The following is an 18,505-nucleotide window of genomic DNA, read 5'->3' as shown; positions in this document are numbered from 1 at the left end:
TGCCTCATTTACTTAATACTTGTGCTTACTCCTAGTTCATTTAAGGCCTTCTTAGCTGCCTTCTGTTCAGCATCTTTTTTAGAATGACCTAAACCAACTCCCATTTCTTTCCCATTGATCTTAACGGCTACTTTAAATTTACGATCATTGTCAGGACCATCTTCACTAACTAATTCATAATCTAGGTCGACTGGTCCATCCTCTTGAACCACTTCTTGAAGCTCAGTTTTATGATCAAAAAACTCATCAAACCAACCCTCATCCAATTTAGGAAAAATAACAATTTCACAAAAATGTTTAACGGTTGCCATTCCTTGATCTAAATATACTGCTCCAATAAATGACTCAAAAATATCACATAATAGTGAGTCACGTTGCCTAGCATTCGCTTTTTCTTCGCCTTTACCTAAACGAATGTACTTATCAAAATGACATTCACGGGCAAACCGACTAAAACTATGTTCATTAACCATGGCCGCCCTTAATCTAGTCAATCGACCTTGTGGTAATTCAGGGAAACGTCTAAAGATGTAGTCAGAAACCACTAACTGATAAACGGCATCCCCCAAGAATTCCAAACGTTCATAAAACTTTAATCCCTGACCCGGATGCTCATTAACATATGAGGCTTGTGTCATGGCCTCATCTAAAAGTGATTCATCGTTAAATTTAATATTGAACTTGTCTTCTAACAAGTCATCAAACTGCTTTTGCAATTCCATTTCCTCCAAAGGTAACATTTTTCTTTTAATTATATCATTAATGCCTAAAATCCGATAATTGCATAATAAAAAATGACTCGTCATCATAACGAATCATTTATTTCTTTGAAATGTGTTTTTTGGACTTAGGATCAGTGTCTCTTATAATCACATCAACCAAGTCGCTAACATCACTAATATTTTCAGTATTCTCACTGGTAAATACATCACCAAATTCATCTTCAAGTTCCACAATAAACCCTGCCATGTCAATAAAATCGGCACCTAAATCATTAGTGAAGTTTAAATCATCAGTGACCTTATCAACTGGAATCTTAAAACGATTCGAAGTAATCTCTGCTACTTTTTTAAATACTATTTCTCTATCCATTAGTGATTCCTCCTACTGCTCACCCTTTTTAATGTCATCCATCTCATCAGTGTGATTAGAAAAATAATTTTTCACCGATCCCACAAAGTTAGAAGTAATGATTTGTTCAATTTGAACTACAGTGTTTCTAACGGTTTTAGCTTTACTGCTTCCATGACTTTTAACCACCGGAGCCTTTAATCCAAGTAAGACCGCACCTCCATACTTAGTGTAATCCATTTTGTGAGCAATCTTTTTTAATGTATCTTTTAATAATAAAGCTCCCATTTTGGAGCCAAATCCACCATTAATAATACCATCTTTTAACATATTAATCATAGACAGTGCCGTTCCCTCAATACTCTTTAACACGGCATTGCCTGTGAAACCATCGGTCACTGCAACGTCAGTAATTCCATCTAACAATCCACGTGATTCAATGTTGCCAATAAAATTAATGTCATCATTTTGACTGAGAGCTTGATACATTTTTTGATGAATTTTGTTTCCCTTATCAGACTCAGTTCCATTGTTGATTAATCCAATTCTGGGATTATTAATTTTAAGGACTTTTTCTGCGTAATACTTTCCAAGAAGAGCGTATTGATAAACGTTCACTACTTTGGCATCAGCATTCGCTCCACAATCAATTAAAGTAAATCCAGTGTCATTATTAATCACGGGAAGGGTCGTAATTAGTCCGGGACGATCAATCCCCTTGATTCTTCCAATTATCAGTAATCCCGCAACTAGTATCGCTCCAGTATTACCACACGAATAAAAAGCATCAGCAGAACCATCTTTGACTGCTCGTGCTGCCATAACTAAACTAGAATTCTTCTTATCTTTAACGGCTCGAACTGGTTCGTCTTCCATTTTGATAACTTCATCTGATTGAATCACTTTAATCCGCTCTTTATTACTCAACAAAGAATTGATTTGGGTAGAATTACCAAATAGTTGAAATTCCACGTTATCTATTTCATTACGGGCAAGCTCAACTCCTTTAACAATTTCTTTTGGTGCATTATCTCCACCCATTGCATCAATAGCGATTTTTATCATTATAAGCAAAGCTCCTTAATCAAACTTAACGTCTTGATTCAAAGACTTAAGTCTTTTTACTAACATTCGATTTTGTGGTTCTTGTTCCCAGTTTTTATCATCAACAATTTCTTTTGCAACCGTCTGTGCGGTACTTAAAATGTTAATGTCTGCTACTGGATCTCCAACTTTAAAGGTTGGAATTCCAGATTGATTTTTACCAAGAATATCCCCAGGACCTCTTAATTCTAAATCTTTTTGCGAAATAAAGAAACCATCAGTTGAGGAACACATTACGTTCATGCGTTTGCGGCCAGTTTTGTTTTTCGGATTGGCAATTAAAATACAATATGATTGCTGATCTCCTCTCCCAACTCGGCCTCTAAGCTGATGAAGTTGGGCTAGTCCAAAGTGATCAGCATCATATATGACAATGGTACTGGCATTTGAAACATCCACTCCCACTTCAATCACAGTTGTAGAAACCAAAACTTGAATCTTATTATCTTTAAACGCATCCATGACTTCATTTTTATCTTCATCATTCATTTGACCGTGAAGTAGTCCAACCGCATGCTGATCACCAAATTCGGCTTTAAAGCTTTGGTATGTATCGGTTACGTTTCGCATGTCTACCGCATCGGATTCACCAATGAGTGGAACTACTACATATACCTGTTCGCCATCATTTAATCGTTTCCTTACAAATTTAAGCATGGTTTCAATCTGTTGATTCTTGATCCAGGCGGTTTTAATTGGTTTTCTTCCACCAGGTAATTCATCAATAACAGATACATCCATCTCACCATAAGCTGTAATTGAAAGCGTCCGTGGAATCGGTGTAGCTGTCATTGAAAGAACATTAGTTGCCTGTCCCTTTTCACGCATCGCTTTCCTTTGATTTACTCCAAAACGATGTTGTTCATCAATAACTGCAAGTCCAAGGTCTTGATATTTAACTTCCTTTTGAAATAAAGCATGCGTTCCAACTACCAAATTAATCTCGCCATTTTTAATTCGAGGTAATAGCTCGTTACGAGCTGATCTAGAAGTATCTCCGGTAAGTAAACCAATGTTAACCTTAGTATTTTCAAATAAATTTGCCAGACTATTGGCATGTTGCTCAGCCAAAATTTCAGTTGGTGCCATGATTACTGCCTGCTTACCTGCTAAAACGGCAGCATAAATGGCAATGGCTGCCACAACGGTTTTACCACTTCCAACGTCACCTTGAAGAAGCCGATTCATTTGGTAAGGACGTCCCAAATCGGCCAAAATTTCAGTTACCACTTTATCTTGTGCCCCCGTTAATCGGTAAGGAAGAGCATCAATAAATTTCTGCAAAGCCGAACGTTTGGGGGTAATAACCGAACTTGCATCTGCCTCTTTTTGTTGCTTTAAAGTTTGCATACGCATTTGAAATAAAAAGAATTCGTCAAATTTGGCAGTTCTCCGTGCTAGAGCAGCTGCCCGCTGATTTTTTGGAAAATGCATATTAGTAATGACACTTTTTAAATTCTCTAATTTATATTTTTGTAGAATCCAATCGGGTATAAAGTCTTCAATCTGATCGTGATACTGATCATAAGCTTCGGTTACCAATTGTCGAATTGTATTCTGCGTAATTTTATGATTGGCAGGATAAATTGAGCCAAACTTCTCTCCATCACCGGGTTTTAAAATTTTGATTCCAGCCATTGACTTCTTGTTAGCATCAAACTTTCCGTAAATGAGGATGTCATCCCCAGTCTCAACTTGTTTTTTTAACCACGGTTGATTAAAAAAGGTCACCGGAATTACATCATGACCCACCAGTAATTTAATGGTTAACCGACTTCGCCGTCTGCCAAAAAAGTTCACAGTTGGGATTACTGCAACTCGACCTTTCAAAGTTACAACCTGTTGGTCAGAAATTTCATCCAAATTTTTAGTTCGAAAATCTTCATATCGAAACGGAAAATAAGTTAATAAATCGTAGACAGTCCGAATGCCTAAATCATCAAGAGCTTCAATCTTTTTAGGTCCAACTCCCTTTAGAGTTGCCACATTATCATCTAAGCCGCTCATAAAATTCACCTCCTAAAAAAACTGCTAATCCAATTGGACTAACAGTCTTGTTAAAAAGAAACACTATTCACATTTTACCTATTCGACAGAAATAATCAAAGGATAAACTGGTTGATCCCCTTCATGAGTCTCAACTTCCAGTTCATCATCGGTTGCTAACGCTGCATCAGATACCCTTTTCGCATCACTTGCTTTAGCATTTTTACCGAAAATAATCGTTACATTTTCGCTATCATCATCTAACATTTCTTTAATCATTTTAACGGCCGCGTCATCTAATGAATTTCCAAGGACCTCAATGTTACCATCAATAATCCCCATGTAACTTCCCTTTTTAATGTCCATTCCGTTAATCTTAGTATCACGGACTGCGGTTGTTACTTGGCCACTTTTAACGGTATTAAGAGAGGCATCCATTTGCTTCTGATTCTTCTCAAAACTGCTATCAGGATCAAATGAGAACATCGCTGTTAAGCCTTGGGGAATTGTCTTAGTGTGAACAACTTCCATTGGAATATTTACAATTCCTTGTGCCTGTTCCGCTGCTAGAAAAATATTTTTATTGTTAGGAAGGACGATCGCCTTTTTAGCATTACTCTTATTAACAGCATCAACAATGTCCTGAGTACTAGGATTCATGGTCTGACCACCACTAATAATATTGGTAACACCTAAACTCCTAAAGAGCTTCTCTAGACCAGCTCCAGCCACTACAGCAATGATAGCTAAGTATCTTGGCTTTTTGTGATCTTCTTTTTCATTTTCAGCTCTTTTATCATTCTGCTGTGCTTTTTCGTCACTTTCCATGATTGATTCTTGTTGAAGCCGCATATTATCGACCTTAACAGTTGCTAAATCACCAAACTGTTGGCCCCACGAAAGAACCTTGCCCGGATGTTCAGTATGAACATGGACCCGGACAACCTCATCATCATTGATAACTAATAATGAATCACCCAGTTTAGCTAAGTAATTGTAGAAAGTATCATAATCAAATTTTTGGGTTACTTGCTTACCCTTTCCAATTCGAACCATGATTTGAGTACAATATCCATAAACAATGTCTTCAGGATTTAACTTCCCTTGAGCACTTTTATGGTGTTCAACATCAATCATTTCATTCATTTTTTCAGAATTGGGTTGATGTTCACCCTTATCCTCGATTTTGCGTCCATTTAACACATCATCAAAGGCTTGAAAGACAAAAACTAATCCTTGACCACCTGAGTCAACTACGCCGACTTGCTTTAAAACGGGTAGGAGATCGGGGGTCTCTTTCAGGGCTTTCTTTGATGCATTAAGAATTGCATCCATTACCTTAATGATATCATCAGTATCGTCAGCCTTGCTTTCACCAGCTTTTGCTGCTAATCGAACAACGGTTAAAATGGTCCCTTCTGTAGGCTTCATCACAGAATTATAAGCAGTCTTGGCTCCTGCAATAATAGCGTCAGCAAATTCTTTAGCGTCAAGATCCTTTTTACCCTCAACGTCTTTAGCAAAACCACGGAAAATCTGGGACATAATTACCCCAGAATTCCCACGAGCTCCCATTAAAAGTCCCTTTGCAAGTGCCGAAGCTTTTCCACCAACCGTGTCATCAGTTGATTTATCAACATAACTTTCTCCACTTGATAATGATAAACTCATGTTAGTTCCAGTATCTCCATCTGGAACTGGGAACACATTTAATGAATTAATAAAATCAGTATTATTATTCAGAACGACCGCGGCAGCTTGAACCATTTGGTCGAACTCTTTAGTAGTAATCTTAGTTAATGACACTATTATCAAATCCTCCTTATACTTCAGCCGCTAGTCGTTAATTACTTTAACGCCTTGAACGATCACATTAACTGAATCAGCATTGATGCCCAACATTGATTCTAAGTTATATTTAACCTTCGATTGAACGTTCCTAGAAACTTCAGAAATTTTGGTCCCATAACTTACAATCACATTAACATCGACTTGCACCTTTTTATTTACTTCTCTGACTACTACCCCTTTAGAGTAACTGTCCTTGCGAAGAATTTCATTCATATTATCTTTAAATTGGTTTTTGCTAGCCATGCCAACAACACCATAATTATCAGTTGCGGCACCACCGACTACTGTAGCAATTACATCATTATCAATATCAATTGATCCATATTGAGTGTTTAACTTTACAGCCATCGTTTGCATCCCCCTTATTTTTTCGATCTCATAACGATATCTAATATTACCACACCCCATTATAAAACAAAAATATGAACAAAGCTGTCAAGGACATTTACTTGAAAGAAACTTTGCATTTATGGCTGTATTATGGTAAATTATTTAAGTGGACTATTAAATAAAAAAGAATTCCAAAATAAGGAGGGATATTATGGCAAAGGATCACATTAATGGCAAGAGAACTCATTTCGGTAATCGTCGTTCTCACGCTTTAAACTCCTCAAGAAGAAGTTGGAAGCCAAATCTACAAAAGGTACGTATCTTAGTTGATGGCAAGCCTAAGCGTGTTTGGGTTAGTGCTAGAACTTTAAAATCTGGTAAGGTTACCCGAGTATAATCAATGTATTTTAATTAATTAATTAAAAAAGCAGCATAACCATTCAGTGGTTATGCTGCTTTTTTAATCTCTACTTTGAATTACCATTAATACTCCATCATCAAAAGAAAATGAAGCTTTATCACCAATAAACTCATTACTAGAATAAGAAGTTGGCTGACTTACCCACTTATGATTCAATTGATACCTTTCATCATTAAGGGTTAAATGCATGGCTGTTAAAGGACAAAAATCCAAATATTTCATTTCATTAATCTTCTCAATTTGATGCGAACCTGGCAAAAAATATCTAACCTGATTTTGACTGTCGATTAATTTCAAACGTTCTAAATATGGTTTGATGTTGGGTTTTAAAACCATTAATAGATTAGTAAGTAAATGATCCAATCGACCACCCGAAAATCCATAAACATCAATTTCCGAACTAGCGAAATGTTCACCAGCTGTCATCACACCTAGTTCCGTATCAGTCTCATCCTTGACCGGATCGACTCGAATCACTTTTTTTGCATTTTGTGAGATTAATTTAAATTCTTCATCCGAAACTGAATCAAAGTCACCAACAGCATAATCAGGACGAATTCCCATTTTAATTAATCGTAGACTTCCTCGATCTACTCCAACAAACGGTCCCGAAATTTGGTTATCTTGTAAATTACTCGGCCAAAATTGAACTGGACCACCAACAACCACATTAACTGTATTCATAATTAAAAGTTGGTGGCATCCTTTAAAGCTTGAATTCGAGCAGCAGGATCTTTGGCATCAAATACATACGAACCCGCTACTGCCACATTTGCTCCGGCATTATAAGCGCCAACGACAGTTTGATCATTAACTCCTCCATCAATCTCGATGTCATAAGAATAAGAATCATTTTCTTCACGGAGTCTGTTCAGTTCTTTAATCTTACTAATGGTCTCTGGAATAAACTTCTGGCCGCCAAAACCGGGATTAACGGTCATAACAAGAACTTGATCTACCATGTATAAAACGGGCTTGATCATCTCTACGGGAGTCCCTGGGTTAATAACCACCTCAGCTTTAACGTTTTTATCTTTAATCATTTGAAGAGCTCTATGAATGTGAGGAGTAGATTCAACATGAACCCCAATAATATCAGCGCCGGCATCTGCAAAAGTATTAATGTATCGCTCAGGATTTTCAATCATCAAATGACAATCAAGAGTCAGACCAGTAATGGGACGAATTTCTTTGACCCAACCTGGACCATAAGCAATTGATGGAACAAACATTCCATCCATAATGTCGATATGTAATAATTCGGCACCACCCTTATCAACTTTTTCAATGTCCTTTTGAAGGTTGACATAATCAGCACTCAAAATTGAAGGAGCAACTTTAATCATGATTAATTTCCTCTTTTCTTATTATAAACTGGCTTCTGTGATTTTAATAAATTATATTCCTGCAGGTAATCGTCATACCTGCTCTTCAAGATTGTACCACTTTCAACTCCTGCTTTCACGGCACAACCGGGTTCATTTACATGGAGACATTCACGAAATTTACAGTTAGCTGATACTCGTTTAAATTCGGGAAAATAATTCTTTAACTCATTTGATTTAATATCAAGGGTATCAAACGAAGAAAATCCAGGCGTATCAGCAATTAAGCCCTCATTTACTGTTAATAAAGAAACTTTTCTAGTGGTATGTTTTCCACGACTTAAAGACTTTGAAACTTCTCCTGTTTTTAATTTTAATTCCGGATCAATCTGATTAAGAAGAGTGGATTTTCCAGATCCAGTCTGCCCCATTACAATGGATTGCTTGTGCGGAAGTTTTTTAGCAACCTCATCAATCGCATGCGGATCATCCACCTCAACGGGTAAAATCACATCGTAGCCAATGGTGCGATAATCTTTAGCAATCTTTTTAAAAAAATCAATCTGTTTTTCAGAAGAAAGTAAATCAGTTTTACTAATATAAATAATTGGTGTGATTTTTTGCTTTTCAAGTGCCACTAACTGTTTATCCAGAAGTGAAAATGAAAAATCTGGTTCAACCGCTGAACTCACAACAACGGCCTGATCGGTGTTTGCCACCGGCGGACGAATCAACTCGTTAAATCGAGGTAACATCTTCAAAATATACCCCTCATTAACGTTAGTAATATCAAACTCAACTATATCTCCGACAATGGGTTTAATGTTTTTCTTTCTAAAATTACCACGTGCTTTGGTTCGATATACTTTACCATCGGACTTAACGTCGTAGAATCCACTTAAAGATTGGTAAATCTTTCCCTTTTTCACATTAATCTCCTATTTGATCCGCTGAAATCCAGAAATAAAGAAGCCATCAGAATCATAATCATCCGGATAAATTCTTAAATCATCTGTTTCTCTTTTTGGTTTAAGATTTTGTTTTGTTTCCACCCAAATCGGCTTAAAATTTGGATGATTATCTAAGAACTTTTTCACGTTATCACGATTTTCTTGATTCAAAATAGTACAGGTACTAAAAACTAACTGTCCACCTATTTTCAGTGTAGGAGCAACTGCATCCAAAATTTCAGCCTGAACTTTCGAAAGATGAGAAACATCGTCTAGCGTTTTGTCATATCTAATCTCTGGTTTTCGACGCATCAATCCTAGTCCTGAACAGGGAGCATCAACCAGAATTTTATCAAAGACTTCATTACTAAACAAATTTGAGACTTTTCGAGCATCAAGTGCATGGACTTCAATTTTATCCTTTACACCCATCCGAGCTGCATTCTGTTCGATTTTATTCAACTTCTTCTGATGTAAATCCAATGCTTCAACTTTTCCAGAGGCCAAATACTCAGCAATTTGCGTGGTTTTACCGCCGGGTGCAGCACACGCATCGAGAACGTAATCATCACCATGAATGTCCATTGATTGCACTGGTAACATCGCACTTTCATCCTGTATGGTGAACATTCCAGCTTTAAATAAGGGACTTGAACTGGCACTTTTCCCTGACAAAATTAATGCATGATCCGCCACTTCACTAGTTTTAACATCATACCCTTCTTGAACTAATTCCCTTTTTAAATTAGCATCAGAAATTTTTTTTTGGTTAACCCGAATCGATTGCTTAGCTGGCTGATTAATACTTTTAAAAATGCTAATTGTCTTATCTAGGCCAATTTGTTCATTTAACTGCTCAACGATTCAGAGGGGAACACTATAAAGAATTGAGTAATTCGAAGCCGAATCTTTGGGTTTATCAATTTGAGGTAATCCATTACGTTGGATGTGATGAAGCACTCCGGTTACAAGCCGTCTAATTCCGTCATGACCACGTTTCTTAGCGATTTTAATTGATTCATCAAAAATGGCTCGGTCAGGAATTTTATCAAGGTATTGCATTTGATAAATGGCGGTATAAAGTAATTCTTTTACCCATCCATCAAGCTTATCAGGCTTTTTTACCAACTGATTTACATAATATTCTAACGTTAATCGATGTTGAATTACCCCATAGACAATGTTAGTAAATAATGAGATGTCCTTTGAACTCATGGTACTTGAATCAATGACATTGTTAATTTGTAAATTTGAATATGCTCCACCATGAACTCGTTCTAGAGTTTTAACGGCTAGATATCTTGGATTACTTGAATTATTTTCTGTCAATAAATTGATCTCCGATTTCTAATTTTTGGTGCCCGTTTAAATATTCGGTAATTGATTTTTGGGGCTTGCCAGCAGGTTGAATCTCATCAATTCCGATAACTGTTCCATCACCAGCTGCAACTTGAAGATGATGCTTATCCTTATTAACAATCTGACCTGGATCCAAGTTAGTTGATTCATTAATTACCTCAGTTTTCCAGATTTTATTGGGCTTACCATCGATCATTGCAAACGCAGTTGGATCTGGTCTCAAAGCTCTTACCTTAGCATCAACTGCTCGAGCAGGAAGTGCAAAATCTAATTCTTCTTGTTCTCGTTTAATGTTTGGAGCAAAAACAACCCGGTTTTCATCTTGTTTTTGAGGTTGAACCGTTCCATCAATAATTTTAGGAAGGGTTTTTAAAAGAAGATCTCGTCCGACTAAGCTTAACTTCTTAAACATACTTTCAGTATCATCAGTATCCTCAATTTCAACGGATTGTTGAGCTAAAACATCCCCAGCATCCATCTTTTTAACCATGTACATAATTGAAATCCCAGTTACTTGATCGCCATTCATAATGGCATATTGAACTGGAGCTCCACCCCGATATTTAGGCAACAGAGATCCATGAACATTAACATCAGCAATCTGAGCGGCCTTCAGGAGTTTGGTCGGAAGAAACTGCCCGAAAGCAGCGGTGATGATAAAATCTGGTTTCATTTGAATAATTTGTTCCATCTCATCACTACCACTCAGCTTTTGCGGTTGTAGCACTGATAAGCCTAATTCTTTACTTGCTTGCTTAACTGGTGATTCCACAATTTGATGTTTCCTTCCCACCGGACGATCAGGCTGAGTAACAACTGCTAACACGTTATAATTATCATTTAAAGCTTTTAATATTGGAACACTAAAATCGGGTGTTCCCATGAATACAACTGATTTCATAATGATTCACCTACATAAAACTTACTGGTTCGGGATCAATCCCAATCCTTAAGCCCTTTCTAACTTCTTTTTGTGACACTTGAAGGACGTGCTTTAAACTCTGATTAAGTTTTAAATCACGTTTATATTTAATAATGATCTGAAAATAATACCGCCTTTTCATTCTTGCAATTGGTCTTGGAGTTGGTCCTAGAATAATAGTCTCGTTATTAAGAGATCCCTTAAGATAATTAGCTACCTCGTAAGCCTCTGAGGCAGCTTGCTTTTCGTTTAACGAACTAATTGAAACTTTAATTGTAAAGAAATAAGGTGAGTAATCGGCTAGATGTCTTAACTGCATTTCTTTTTGATAGAAGGCCTCGTAATCCTGATGCTTAGCTAATTGAATCACGTAGTTTTCAGGATTATAAGTTTGAATGATAACTTCTCCGTCTTTATCGGCTCTCCCAGCTCTCCCAGACACCTGAGTTAAAAGATCAAAAGTTCGTTCACTAGATCGAAAATCTGGCAAGTCTAATCCTGTATCAGCGTTTAACACTCCTACCAACGTTACATTCGGAAAATCAAGCCCCTTAGCAATCATCTGTGTTCCAAGAAGAATATCAAAATGATGATCACCAAATTCATGAAGAATCTTTTCATGTGATCCCTTTTTTCTGGTTGTGTCGACGTCCATTCTGACCACTCTAGCTTTAGGAAGGAGTTCTTGTAACTGTTTTTCAACCTTCTCAGTCCCTGTCCCGAAATAACGAATATTTTTACTATGACAATGCGGGCAATACTTAGGGATAGGTTCCTCAAATCCACAGTAATGACATTTCATCGTATGAGAATCCATGTGAAGGGTTAAAGAAATATCACAATTGGGACACTTTAAAACGTATCCACAATCACGACACATCAAAAAGGAGGAAAAGCCGCGCCGATTGAGCATCAAGACCACCTGTTCATTCTTATCAATCCGCTGATCAATGGCCTTAAGTAATTCTTCCGAAAAAATCCCATCATGAGTTTCTTCTTCTTGAGTCATATCAACAATTGACACCTCTGGCAGATGCTTTTGATTAATCCTTTTTGGCAGGCGGAGAAACTTATAAACACCTTTACCTGCACGCGCTCTCGACTCAAGCGAAGGGGTGGCACTTCCTAATACAACAGGGCAATGATGATATTTGCCACGCCATATAGCAACATCTCGCGTATGATAACGTGGATTATCATCTTGTTTATAACTTGTGTCATGCTCTTCATCAAGAATAATGATTCCAATGTTATCTAATGGAGCAAAAACAGCAGATCGAGCTCCAACTACCACTCGCGCATCTCCACTATTGATTCTTCGCCATTCATCGTATTTTTCACCCGTTGATAGTCCACTATGAATCACGGCAACTTGATTTCCAAACCGATTTTTAACCCGATTAACCATCTGTGGAGTTAAAGATATCTCCGGAACTAACATTAAAGCTGTCTCTTTTAAATCCAATGCTCTTTGGATTGTTTGAAGATATACTTCAGTTTTACCTGAACCAGTAACACCTTCAAGGAGATAGGTATCATTTTGGTGACTATCAATAGAACGATTAATTTCTTTGACAGCGTCCTCTTGGTCTTTAGTCAGTTTTTTTGGTTGATCAGCCTTAATTTCATGTTTGTAAGGATCGCGATACTTTTCAACTTGAATCTTCTTCAACCAGTTCTTCTTTTCAAAACTTTTAATGGCTGAATTAGAAATTCCCCAATCCTTAACCAGATGTGATTGAACGAGTGGTTGCTTGGGATTCTTTTGCAAAACTTCTAATAGATTGAGTTGAGCAGTAGCATTCTTTCGAATTTGTTTTTGGATTCCATCAAAATCATTAATTTGGTTAACAACGGCCGTTTCTTGCTTCTTTTTAGCCTCGTTTTGAACCTTATAAACCACTTTAATTTTATTTGCCTTACGCAACTTCGCCAGTTTACCCATCTCTGGACCATCAAAATGTTCTGAATCAAACGGGATCATATCACTAGCTTTAAATTTATTGCTAATGTCCTCGTCATCAATTGGACCAATATCCTTTACATATGTCGCATATTTGGCCTTCATAGCATTGGGTAACATGGTTAAAAGGCAACTAATTTGAAACGAGTAGGTTTTGTCAGCCATCCACTTTGATAGTTTAATTAATTCATCATTTAAAACCGGAACGAGATCCATCGTACGATCAACTTCTTTTAGTTGAGGGGATTGTTTAGCATCAGTTTCTTCAATATCTACCACAAATCCCTCAACCTTACGATTTCCATTACCAAATGGAACAACAACTCTCATTCCACGCTTTAATTGGGTTTCTAAACCATTAGGAATGCGATATGAATAAGGGGTATTTGTTTGCATAGTTGGTACATCAACGATTACTTTTGCAATTTTCAAATGACCCCTCCTTTCAGGTATTGTATACTACAAATTAGTTCAAACGTTTACACAGGATCTCTAAAATTTCCTTAGCAATTTTAGATTTTGATTCAACGTTAGTCTTCTTGATTAACCCCTTATCAGAAATAATTGATACTTGATTATTGTCACTATTAAAACCGATGGCCGAATTTGATACATCGTTTAGAACAATTAAATCGAGATGCTTTTGCTTTAATTTTTGAGTGGCATTTTCCACTGGATGATTAGTTTCGGCAGCAAATCCAATCACAATTTGATCCGGTTTCTTAGTCTTGGCTACCCTTGAAACAACGTCATGATTTTTAATCAGATGAAGGTCCAACGAATCATGATCAAGATCCTTTTTAATTTTTTGGGATGAAACGTGGTCTGGCTTAAAATCACTTACCGCTGCAGCCATAATTAAAACACGATTATGGGGAAAGTTAGCTTGTACCTGTTGCTCTAGTTGAGCAGCTGAATAAACGTTGATGACCTTTACTCCAGACGGAACCTGACAATGACTGTTAGCACTAATTAACGTCACATTGGCTCCCATTCGCTGGGCAACTTCAGCAATTGCATACCCCATCTTTCCCGAGGATTTGTTAGAAAGATACCTAACGGGATCAATTGGTTCTCGTGTTCCACCAGCTGTGACTAAAAGGTTAACACCATCTAACGGCTTAGAATTACCATCAATAAAATTTTGATCCAAAAAATGATAAATTTCTTCTGGTTCAGCCATTCTACCATTAGCAGAATAACCCTCCGCTAGTAAACCAACTTTTGGTGCAATAAAATGAATTCCATCGTGCTTTAATTGCATAATATTTCTCTGGGTTGCGGGATTATCTAACATAACATCGTTCATGGCAGGCGCATAATACTTGGGACAATCCATGGCTAACAGAGTGGTACTAGCAAAATTGTCCGCAATTCCGTTGGCTGTCTTGGCAATGAAGTTAGCTGTAGCCGGGACAATAACCGCTAAATCGGCCCATTTGGCTAATCCAATGTGATTAATGGTAGTTGAATCATCAAAATAACTTTGATCATCGTAAACATCATTTTTGGATAAGACTTGAAAAGTTAATTTAGAGACAAACTTTTCGGCAAATGGAGTCATCACAACTTTTACATCCACACCATTCTTCCTGAACATTCTTAATAAATAAATTGCCTTATATGCGGCAACACTACCGGTCACAAACAGAGCAATCCGTTTTCCCTTTAACAAATTAAGTCCCTCCAACACATTTCTTATTAATTATACTACACAATCATTATTAATCATTTAATAAAAAAAGACCTTGCGATGAGGTCATCACAAAAGTCTTTATTATTTGTCTTCTGGAGCGATTGTTAATACACCAGCAGCAATTTCTTCAAGTGCCATTCCAACTGACTTTACTGATTTGTAATGAGGAAGTAGTGGTTTTGCACCCTGATCAAGTTCTTCAGCTCGCTTACTAGCTAACATCACGAGTGAATATCGTGAATCAACGTGTTTTAATAAATCTTCAAGTGGTGGATAAATAAACATTAAATTTCATCTCCTAATTTGTTAAGGTAATTCGGCATAACCCGATTTACCTTTAAACGTTCACTTTTAACAATTGTCTTAATTCGATCAACAGCATTTGACACCTTATCATTAACGACGGCATAGTCATAGTTCTGCATCATTCTGATTTCTTTAGAAGCCTTTTCAATTCGCTTATTGATGACTTCAATATCATCCGTTCCACGACCAACTAAGCGATTTCGAAGTGAGTCAATATCAGGGGGTGTTAAAAAGATAAAGACGCCATCAGGACAATTTGCACGCACTTGCATCGCCCCATTGACTTCGATCTCCAAAAAGACATCTCTTCCCGAATCTAATGTCTCATTAACGTATTGTAGTGGTGTCCCATAATAATTGTCAACGTATTTAGCGTACTCTAACATCTCACCATTCTTAATATTTTCCTCAAATTGATCCTTTGAGACAAAATAATAGTCTACCCCATTAACTTCACCTTTGCGGGGCTTTCTGGTGGTCATTGAAATTGAATATTTAAAATCAACATCAGGTTCATTGAAAAGTGCTTTTCTAACCGTTCCCTTACCTACACCACTAGGGCCTGAAAGAACAATTAACATTCCTCTTTCACTCACTTAAACCGCTCCTTTTTCGTAACTTCATTAACTATATTATGCAATTTATCAATCAATTAATCAACACGCGATAAAATGAAACTCATTTCTTTTTTTGGTCTTTTTGCTTGTTTGCTAAGTTTAAAAGTTCAGAAGCATGCTCCATCGTTAGCTTCGTGACCGTGGTCCCAGCGAGCATTCGAGCTAGTTCTTTAACTCGTTCACTACCAGATAAGGGTTGAACGGAAGTCTCAGTTCGATTATTGGCGTCAACGTGCTTAGAGATAAAATCATGATTATCAGCCATTGCGGCCACCTGGGGAAGATGTGTGATACATAAAACTTGTGATTTTTGTCCAATAGCACTGATTTTATCTGCAATTGCCTGGGCAACTCTACCCGAAACTCCTGTATCGACCTCATCAAACACAATCGAAGTTACACCTTGAACCCTTGAAAAAATAGTTTTAAGTGCCAACATAATTCGAGACAGTTCTCCACCAGAAGCAATTTTCGCTAACGGTGCCATATCCTCTCCTGGGTTAGTCCGAATATAAAATTCAACATCTTCAATCCCGTTTCGATTGAATGTATCTTTTGGTAGGTTGGAAAAACGAACTTCAAACTGGGTTTTATCCATGTAAAGGTCCGCCAACTGCTGGTGAATTTCAGTGGTTAACTTTTCGGCTTGCTGGTGTCTAATCTTACTTAGTTCTTTTCCCAAATGGTTTAATTCATCAACGGCTGCATTATACCGTTCTTCTAAATTATTTCCACTTTTCTCATCAGATTCCATTTCAGCTAATTCCCCTGAAATTTTGTCATAATACTTTAAAATCTGGGCGATTGAATCGCCATATTTCCGTTTTAATTCAAAAATGGTATTTAACCGCTGCTCAACCTCATTTAACCGATCGGGGTCAAACTCTAAGGTGTCAATTTGATTACTGATTTCACCAGAGGCATCTTGAAGTGTGTAGTAAGCATTTTTAACGTTCTCAGAAATTGACTTAAATTCATCATCAAGTCGTTCCACGTCTTCAAGCGCGCTCATGGCATCTCCAATCATATCAATTGGACTAATGCTTTCATCGCCATTAATATCATTAAAACTTCTACCTAAACTATCGCTGATAGCTTGAAAATTATTTAACCGATCTCTTTCAGCAATCAAATCTTCTTCTTCTCCATCGGTCAAATCAGCAGCCTCAATCTCATTAACTTGATACTTTAACATATCAATCCGTTGTGCCCATTCTTTTTCATTTTTATTTTTACTGTTTAGTTCTTTTTTTAATTTCAGGTATTTTTCGTATTTATTTCGATATTTTTTAAGCGTTGGCTTGAGGTTGCTACCAGCAAATTCATCAAGTAAACCAATGTGCTTATCAGGTTGCATTAACGCTTGATGTTCATTTTGACCATAAATATCAACCAAAGTTTCACCGACCTGCTTCAGGGTGTTTGTATTGACCAACATGCCATTAATACGACATACATTACGTCCATTACGATATAATTCACGTTGCAAAATGACAGTGTCATCATCATGATCAATGCCAAACTTATCTAAGACTCGCGCCGTCAAACCGTCAGTAGGAATAGCAAACATTCCTTGTAAAATCGATTTATTAGCACCCTTTCTGATAAAATGCGACGAACCACGTCCTCCGGCTAGTAGACCTACAGCATCAATAATAATTGATTTTCCAGCTCCAGTCTCTCCAGATAGGACGGTCATCCCTGAATAGAAATTAACCTCTAATTGATCAATGATTGCAAAATCTTTGATTGAAATTTCCTGTAACAACTTCTCACCTTCTTAATTATTCAAGCTTTTATAAGCCTTATCCATCGCATCTTCTGCAGAAACATTTGGTGCAATCCGTGGATTATCAGATGATTTTAAGTGAATCAAAAATTCAATGTTTCCCTCTCCACCTTTAATTGGCGAAAAGTCTAAACCTAAAACTGAAAAACCAGCATCTGTAGCAAATTGAATTACATTATTAATTACTTGTTGATGAACCTTTTTATCATGAACAATCCCATGTTTTCCAACGTTGCCACGACCAGCTTCAAATTGTGGTTTAATTAAAGCCACAACTTCACCATCAGTGGTTAAGATTGATTTTAATGGCCCTAAAATCAATTTGAGCGAAATAAAAGATACATCAATTGATGCAAATTCAGGTTTCCCATGCGTAAAATCAGCGGGTTTACTATACCTAAAATTAGTGTTTTCCATTACAATCACCCGTGGATCATTTCGCAATTTCCAAACTAATTGGTTCGTTCCGACGTCAAGGGCATAACTTAACTTAGCACCATTTTGCAACATGACGTCAGTGAATCCTCCAGTAGAGGATCCGATGTCTAAAACAATTTTATCCTTTACACTAATGTTAAAACTTTTCAGAGCTTTGGCTAACTTCAAGCCTCCACGGCTAACGTATGGAAGTACATTCCCCTTTAAATGAAGCTTAGTTTCAACTGGTATTTTCACACCTGGCTTATCCATGCGCTGTTCATTTTTGCCTAACACTTCACCTGCCATGACGGCTCTTTTAGCTTTCTCTCTCGTGTCAAACAATCCTTGTTTGACTAGTAAGACGTCTACTCGTTCTTTTTCTTTTGCCATTTAAA

Annotated in this window: 17 protein-coding genes and 1 pseudogene; 1 reads left to right on the top strand and 17 read right to left on the bottom strand. The window is 37.1% G+C overall.

Annotated elements, in window-relative coordinates; genetic code table 11:
• Positions 1–8: 8 nt before the first annotated feature.
• The 6 genes from rnc to FC73_RS00805 all read right to left on the bottom strand — a co-directional run bounded on the left by rnc (position 9) and on the right by FC73_RS00805 (position 6,360).
• Entirely contained in the window at positions 9–716 is a 708-nt protein-coding gene (gene rnc, locus FC73_RS00830; protein ID WP_010021506.1) for a ribonuclease III, read from the bottom strand.
• Positions 717–819: 103 nt separating this feature from the next.
• Positions 820–1,092, bottom strand: coding sequence for an acyl carrier protein (locus FC73_RS00825; protein ID WP_010021507.1), 273 nt, complete (start codon positions 1,090–1,092; stop codon positions 820–822).
• A 12-nt stretch (positions 1,093–1,104) separates the two neighbouring features.
• On the bottom strand, positions 1,105–2,136 hold the full coding sequence (plsX, locus tag FC73_RS00820; protein ID WP_010021508.1) for a phosphate acyltransferase PlsX: 1,032 nt from the start codon (positions 2,134–2,136) through the stop codon (positions 1,105–1,107).
• A 15-nt stretch (positions 2,137–2,151) separates the two neighbouring features.
• Positions 2,152–4,182, bottom strand: a complete 2,031-nt coding sequence (gene recG / locus FC73_RS00815; protein ID WP_010021509.1) for an ATP-dependent DNA helicase RecG — start codon at positions 4,180–4,182, stop codon at positions 2,152–2,154.
• A 78-nt stretch (positions 4,183–4,260) separates the two neighbouring features.
• Complete coding sequence (locus tag FC73_RS00810; RefSeq protein ID WP_010021511.1) at positions 4,261–5,967, bottom strand: DAK2 domain-containing protein; 1,707 nt, start codon at positions 5,965–5,967, stop codon at positions 4,261–4,263.
• Between the two features lie 30 nt (positions 5,968–5,997).
• The gene (locus tag FC73_RS00805; RefSeq protein WP_010021513.1) at positions 5,998–6,360 is read right to left on the bottom strand and encodes an Asp23/Gls24 family envelope stress response protein; all 363 of its coding nucleotides are present in this window, start codon (positions 6,358–6,360) and stop codon (positions 5,998–6,000) included.
• 193 nt (positions 6,361–6,553) lie between these two features.
• Between FC73_RS00805 and rpmB the strand changes: the two genes are divergently transcribed.
• The gene (rpmB, locus tag FC73_RS00800) at positions 6,554–6,739 is read left to right on the top strand and encodes a 50S ribosomal protein L28 (protein WP_010021515.1); all 186 of its coding nucleotides are present in this window, start codon (positions 6,554–6,556) and stop codon (positions 6,737–6,739) included.
• A 63-nt stretch (positions 6,740–6,802) separates the two neighbouring features.
• Here the strand turns inward: rpmB and FC73_RS00795 are convergent, their stop codons facing one another.
• The 11 genes and pseudogenes from FC73_RS00795 to FC73_RS00745 form a co-directional block, all read right to left on the bottom strand.
• Positions 6,803–7,447, bottom strand: a complete 645-nt coding sequence (locus FC73_RS00795) for a thiamine diphosphokinase (RefSeq protein WP_010021516.1) — start codon at positions 7,445–7,447, stop codon at positions 6,803–6,805.
• A 2-nt stretch (positions 7,448–7,449) separates the two neighbouring features.
• Positions 7,450–8,109, bottom strand: coding sequence for a ribulose-phosphate 3-epimerase (rpe, locus tag FC73_RS00790; RefSeq protein ID WP_010021518.1), 660 nt, complete (start codon positions 8,107–8,109; stop codon positions 7,450–7,452).
• Between the two features lie 2 nt (positions 8,110–8,111).
• A complete protein-coding gene (gene rsgA / locus FC73_RS00785; RefSeq protein WP_010021519.1) occupies positions 8,112–9,017 on the bottom strand; it encodes a ribosome small subunit-dependent GTPase A in 906 nt (301 codons plus the stop codon).
• A gap of 9 nt (positions 9,018–9,026) precedes the next feature.
• Positions 9,027–10,367: pseudogene (gene rsmB / locus FC73_RS00780) on the bottom strand (16S rRNA (cytosine(967)-C(5))-methyltransferase RsmB).
• Positions 10,354–11,298, bottom strand: a complete 945-nt coding sequence (fmt, locus tag FC73_RS00775) for a methionyl-tRNA formyltransferase (RefSeq protein WP_010021520.1) — start codon at positions 11,296–11,298, stop codon at positions 10,354–10,356. Before fmt ends, rsmB begins: the two are co-directional and overlap by 14 nt.
• A 10-nt stretch (positions 11,299–11,308) precedes the next feature.
• The gene (gene priA, locus FC73_RS00770) at positions 11,309–13,714 is read right to left on the bottom strand and encodes a primosomal protein N' (RefSeq protein WP_010021521.1); all 2,406 of its coding nucleotides are present in this window, start codon (positions 13,712–13,714) and stop codon (positions 11,309–11,311) included.
• A gap of 34 nt (positions 13,715–13,748) precedes the next feature.
• On the bottom strand, positions 13,749–14,957 hold the full coding sequence (gene coaBC / locus FC73_RS00765) for a bifunctional phosphopantothenoylcysteine decarboxylase/phosphopantothenate--cysteine ligase CoaBC (RefSeq protein ID WP_010021523.1): 1,209 nt from the start codon (positions 14,955–14,957) through the stop codon (positions 13,749–13,751).
• Positions 14,958–15,059: 102 nt separating this feature from the next.
• Complete coding sequence (rpoZ, locus tag FC73_RS00760) at positions 15,060–15,263, bottom strand: DNA-directed RNA polymerase subunit omega (protein ID WP_010021524.1); 204 nt, start codon at positions 15,261–15,263, stop codon at positions 15,060–15,062.
• Positions 15,263–15,880, bottom strand: coding sequence for a guanylate kinase (gene gmk / locus FC73_RS00755; protein WP_010021525.1), 618 nt, complete (start codon positions 15,878–15,880; stop codon positions 15,263–15,265). Before gmk ends, rpoZ begins: the two co-directional genes overlap by 1 nt.
• Before the next feature lie 82 nt (positions 15,881–15,962).
• Positions 15,963–17,669: a DNA repair protein RecN gene (recN, locus tag FC73_RS00750; protein ID WP_010021526.1), complete on the bottom strand. Its 1,707-nt coding sequence runs from the start codon at positions 17,667–17,669 to the stop codon at positions 15,963–15,965.
• A gap of 12 nt (positions 17,670–17,681) precedes the next feature.
• Complete coding sequence (locus FC73_RS00745) at positions 17,682–18,500, bottom strand: TlyA family RNA methyltransferase (protein ID WP_010021527.1); 819 nt, start codon at positions 18,498–18,500, stop codon at positions 17,682–17,684.
• Positions 18,501–18,505 lie beyond the last annotated feature (5 nt).

This window comes from Fructilactobacillus fructivorans (assembly GCF_001434095.1).
GTDB lineage: Bacteria > Bacillota > Bacilli > Lactobacillales > Lactobacillaceae > Fructilactobacillus > Fructilactobacillus fructivorans.
Note: the sequence above shows the minus strand (reverse complement) of the source record. Positions and strands in the feature narration are given on the sequence as shown.

Bases quoted from the DNA above. Each gene is read 5' to 3' on its own strand.
- rpoZ (WP_010021524.1), bottom strand. From the start codon at position 15,263: ATGTTTATTTATCCACCACTTGAAGATTTATTAAAACACGTTGATTCA.
- recG (WP_010021509.1), bottom strand. From the start codon at position 4,182: ATGAGCGGCTTAGATGATAATGTGGCAACTCTAAAGGGAGTTGGACCT.
- rpe (WP_010021518.1), bottom strand. From the start codon at position 8,109: ATGATTAAAGTTGCTCCTTCAATTTTGAGTGCTGATTATGTCAACCTT.
- FC73_RS00795 (WP_010021516.1), bottom strand. From the start codon at position 7,447: ATGAATACAGTTAATGTGGTTGTTGGTGGTCCAGTTCAATTTTGGCCG.
- FC73_RS00825 (WP_010021507.1), bottom strand. From the start codon at position 1,092: ATGGATAGAGAAATAGTATTTAAAAAAGTAGCAGAGATTACTTCGAAT.
- FC73_RS00745 (WP_010021527.1), bottom strand. From the start codon at position 18,500: ATGGCAAAAGAAAAAGAACGAGTAGACGTCTTACTAGTCAAACAAGGA.
- fmt (WP_010021520.1), bottom strand. From the start codon at position 11,298: ATGAAATCAGTTGTATTCATGGGAACACCCGATTTTAGTGTTCCAATA.
- rpmB (WP_010021515.1), top strand. From the start codon at position 6,554: ATGGCAAAGGATCACATTAATGGCAAGAGAACTCATTTCGGTAATCGT.
- plsX (WP_010021508.1), bottom strand. From the start codon at position 2,136: ATGATAAAAATCGCTATTGATGCAATGGGTGGAGATAATGCACCAAAA.
- FC73_RS00805 (WP_010021513.1), bottom strand. From the start codon at position 6,360: ATGGCTGTAAAGTTAAACACTCAATATGGATCAATTGATATTGATAAT.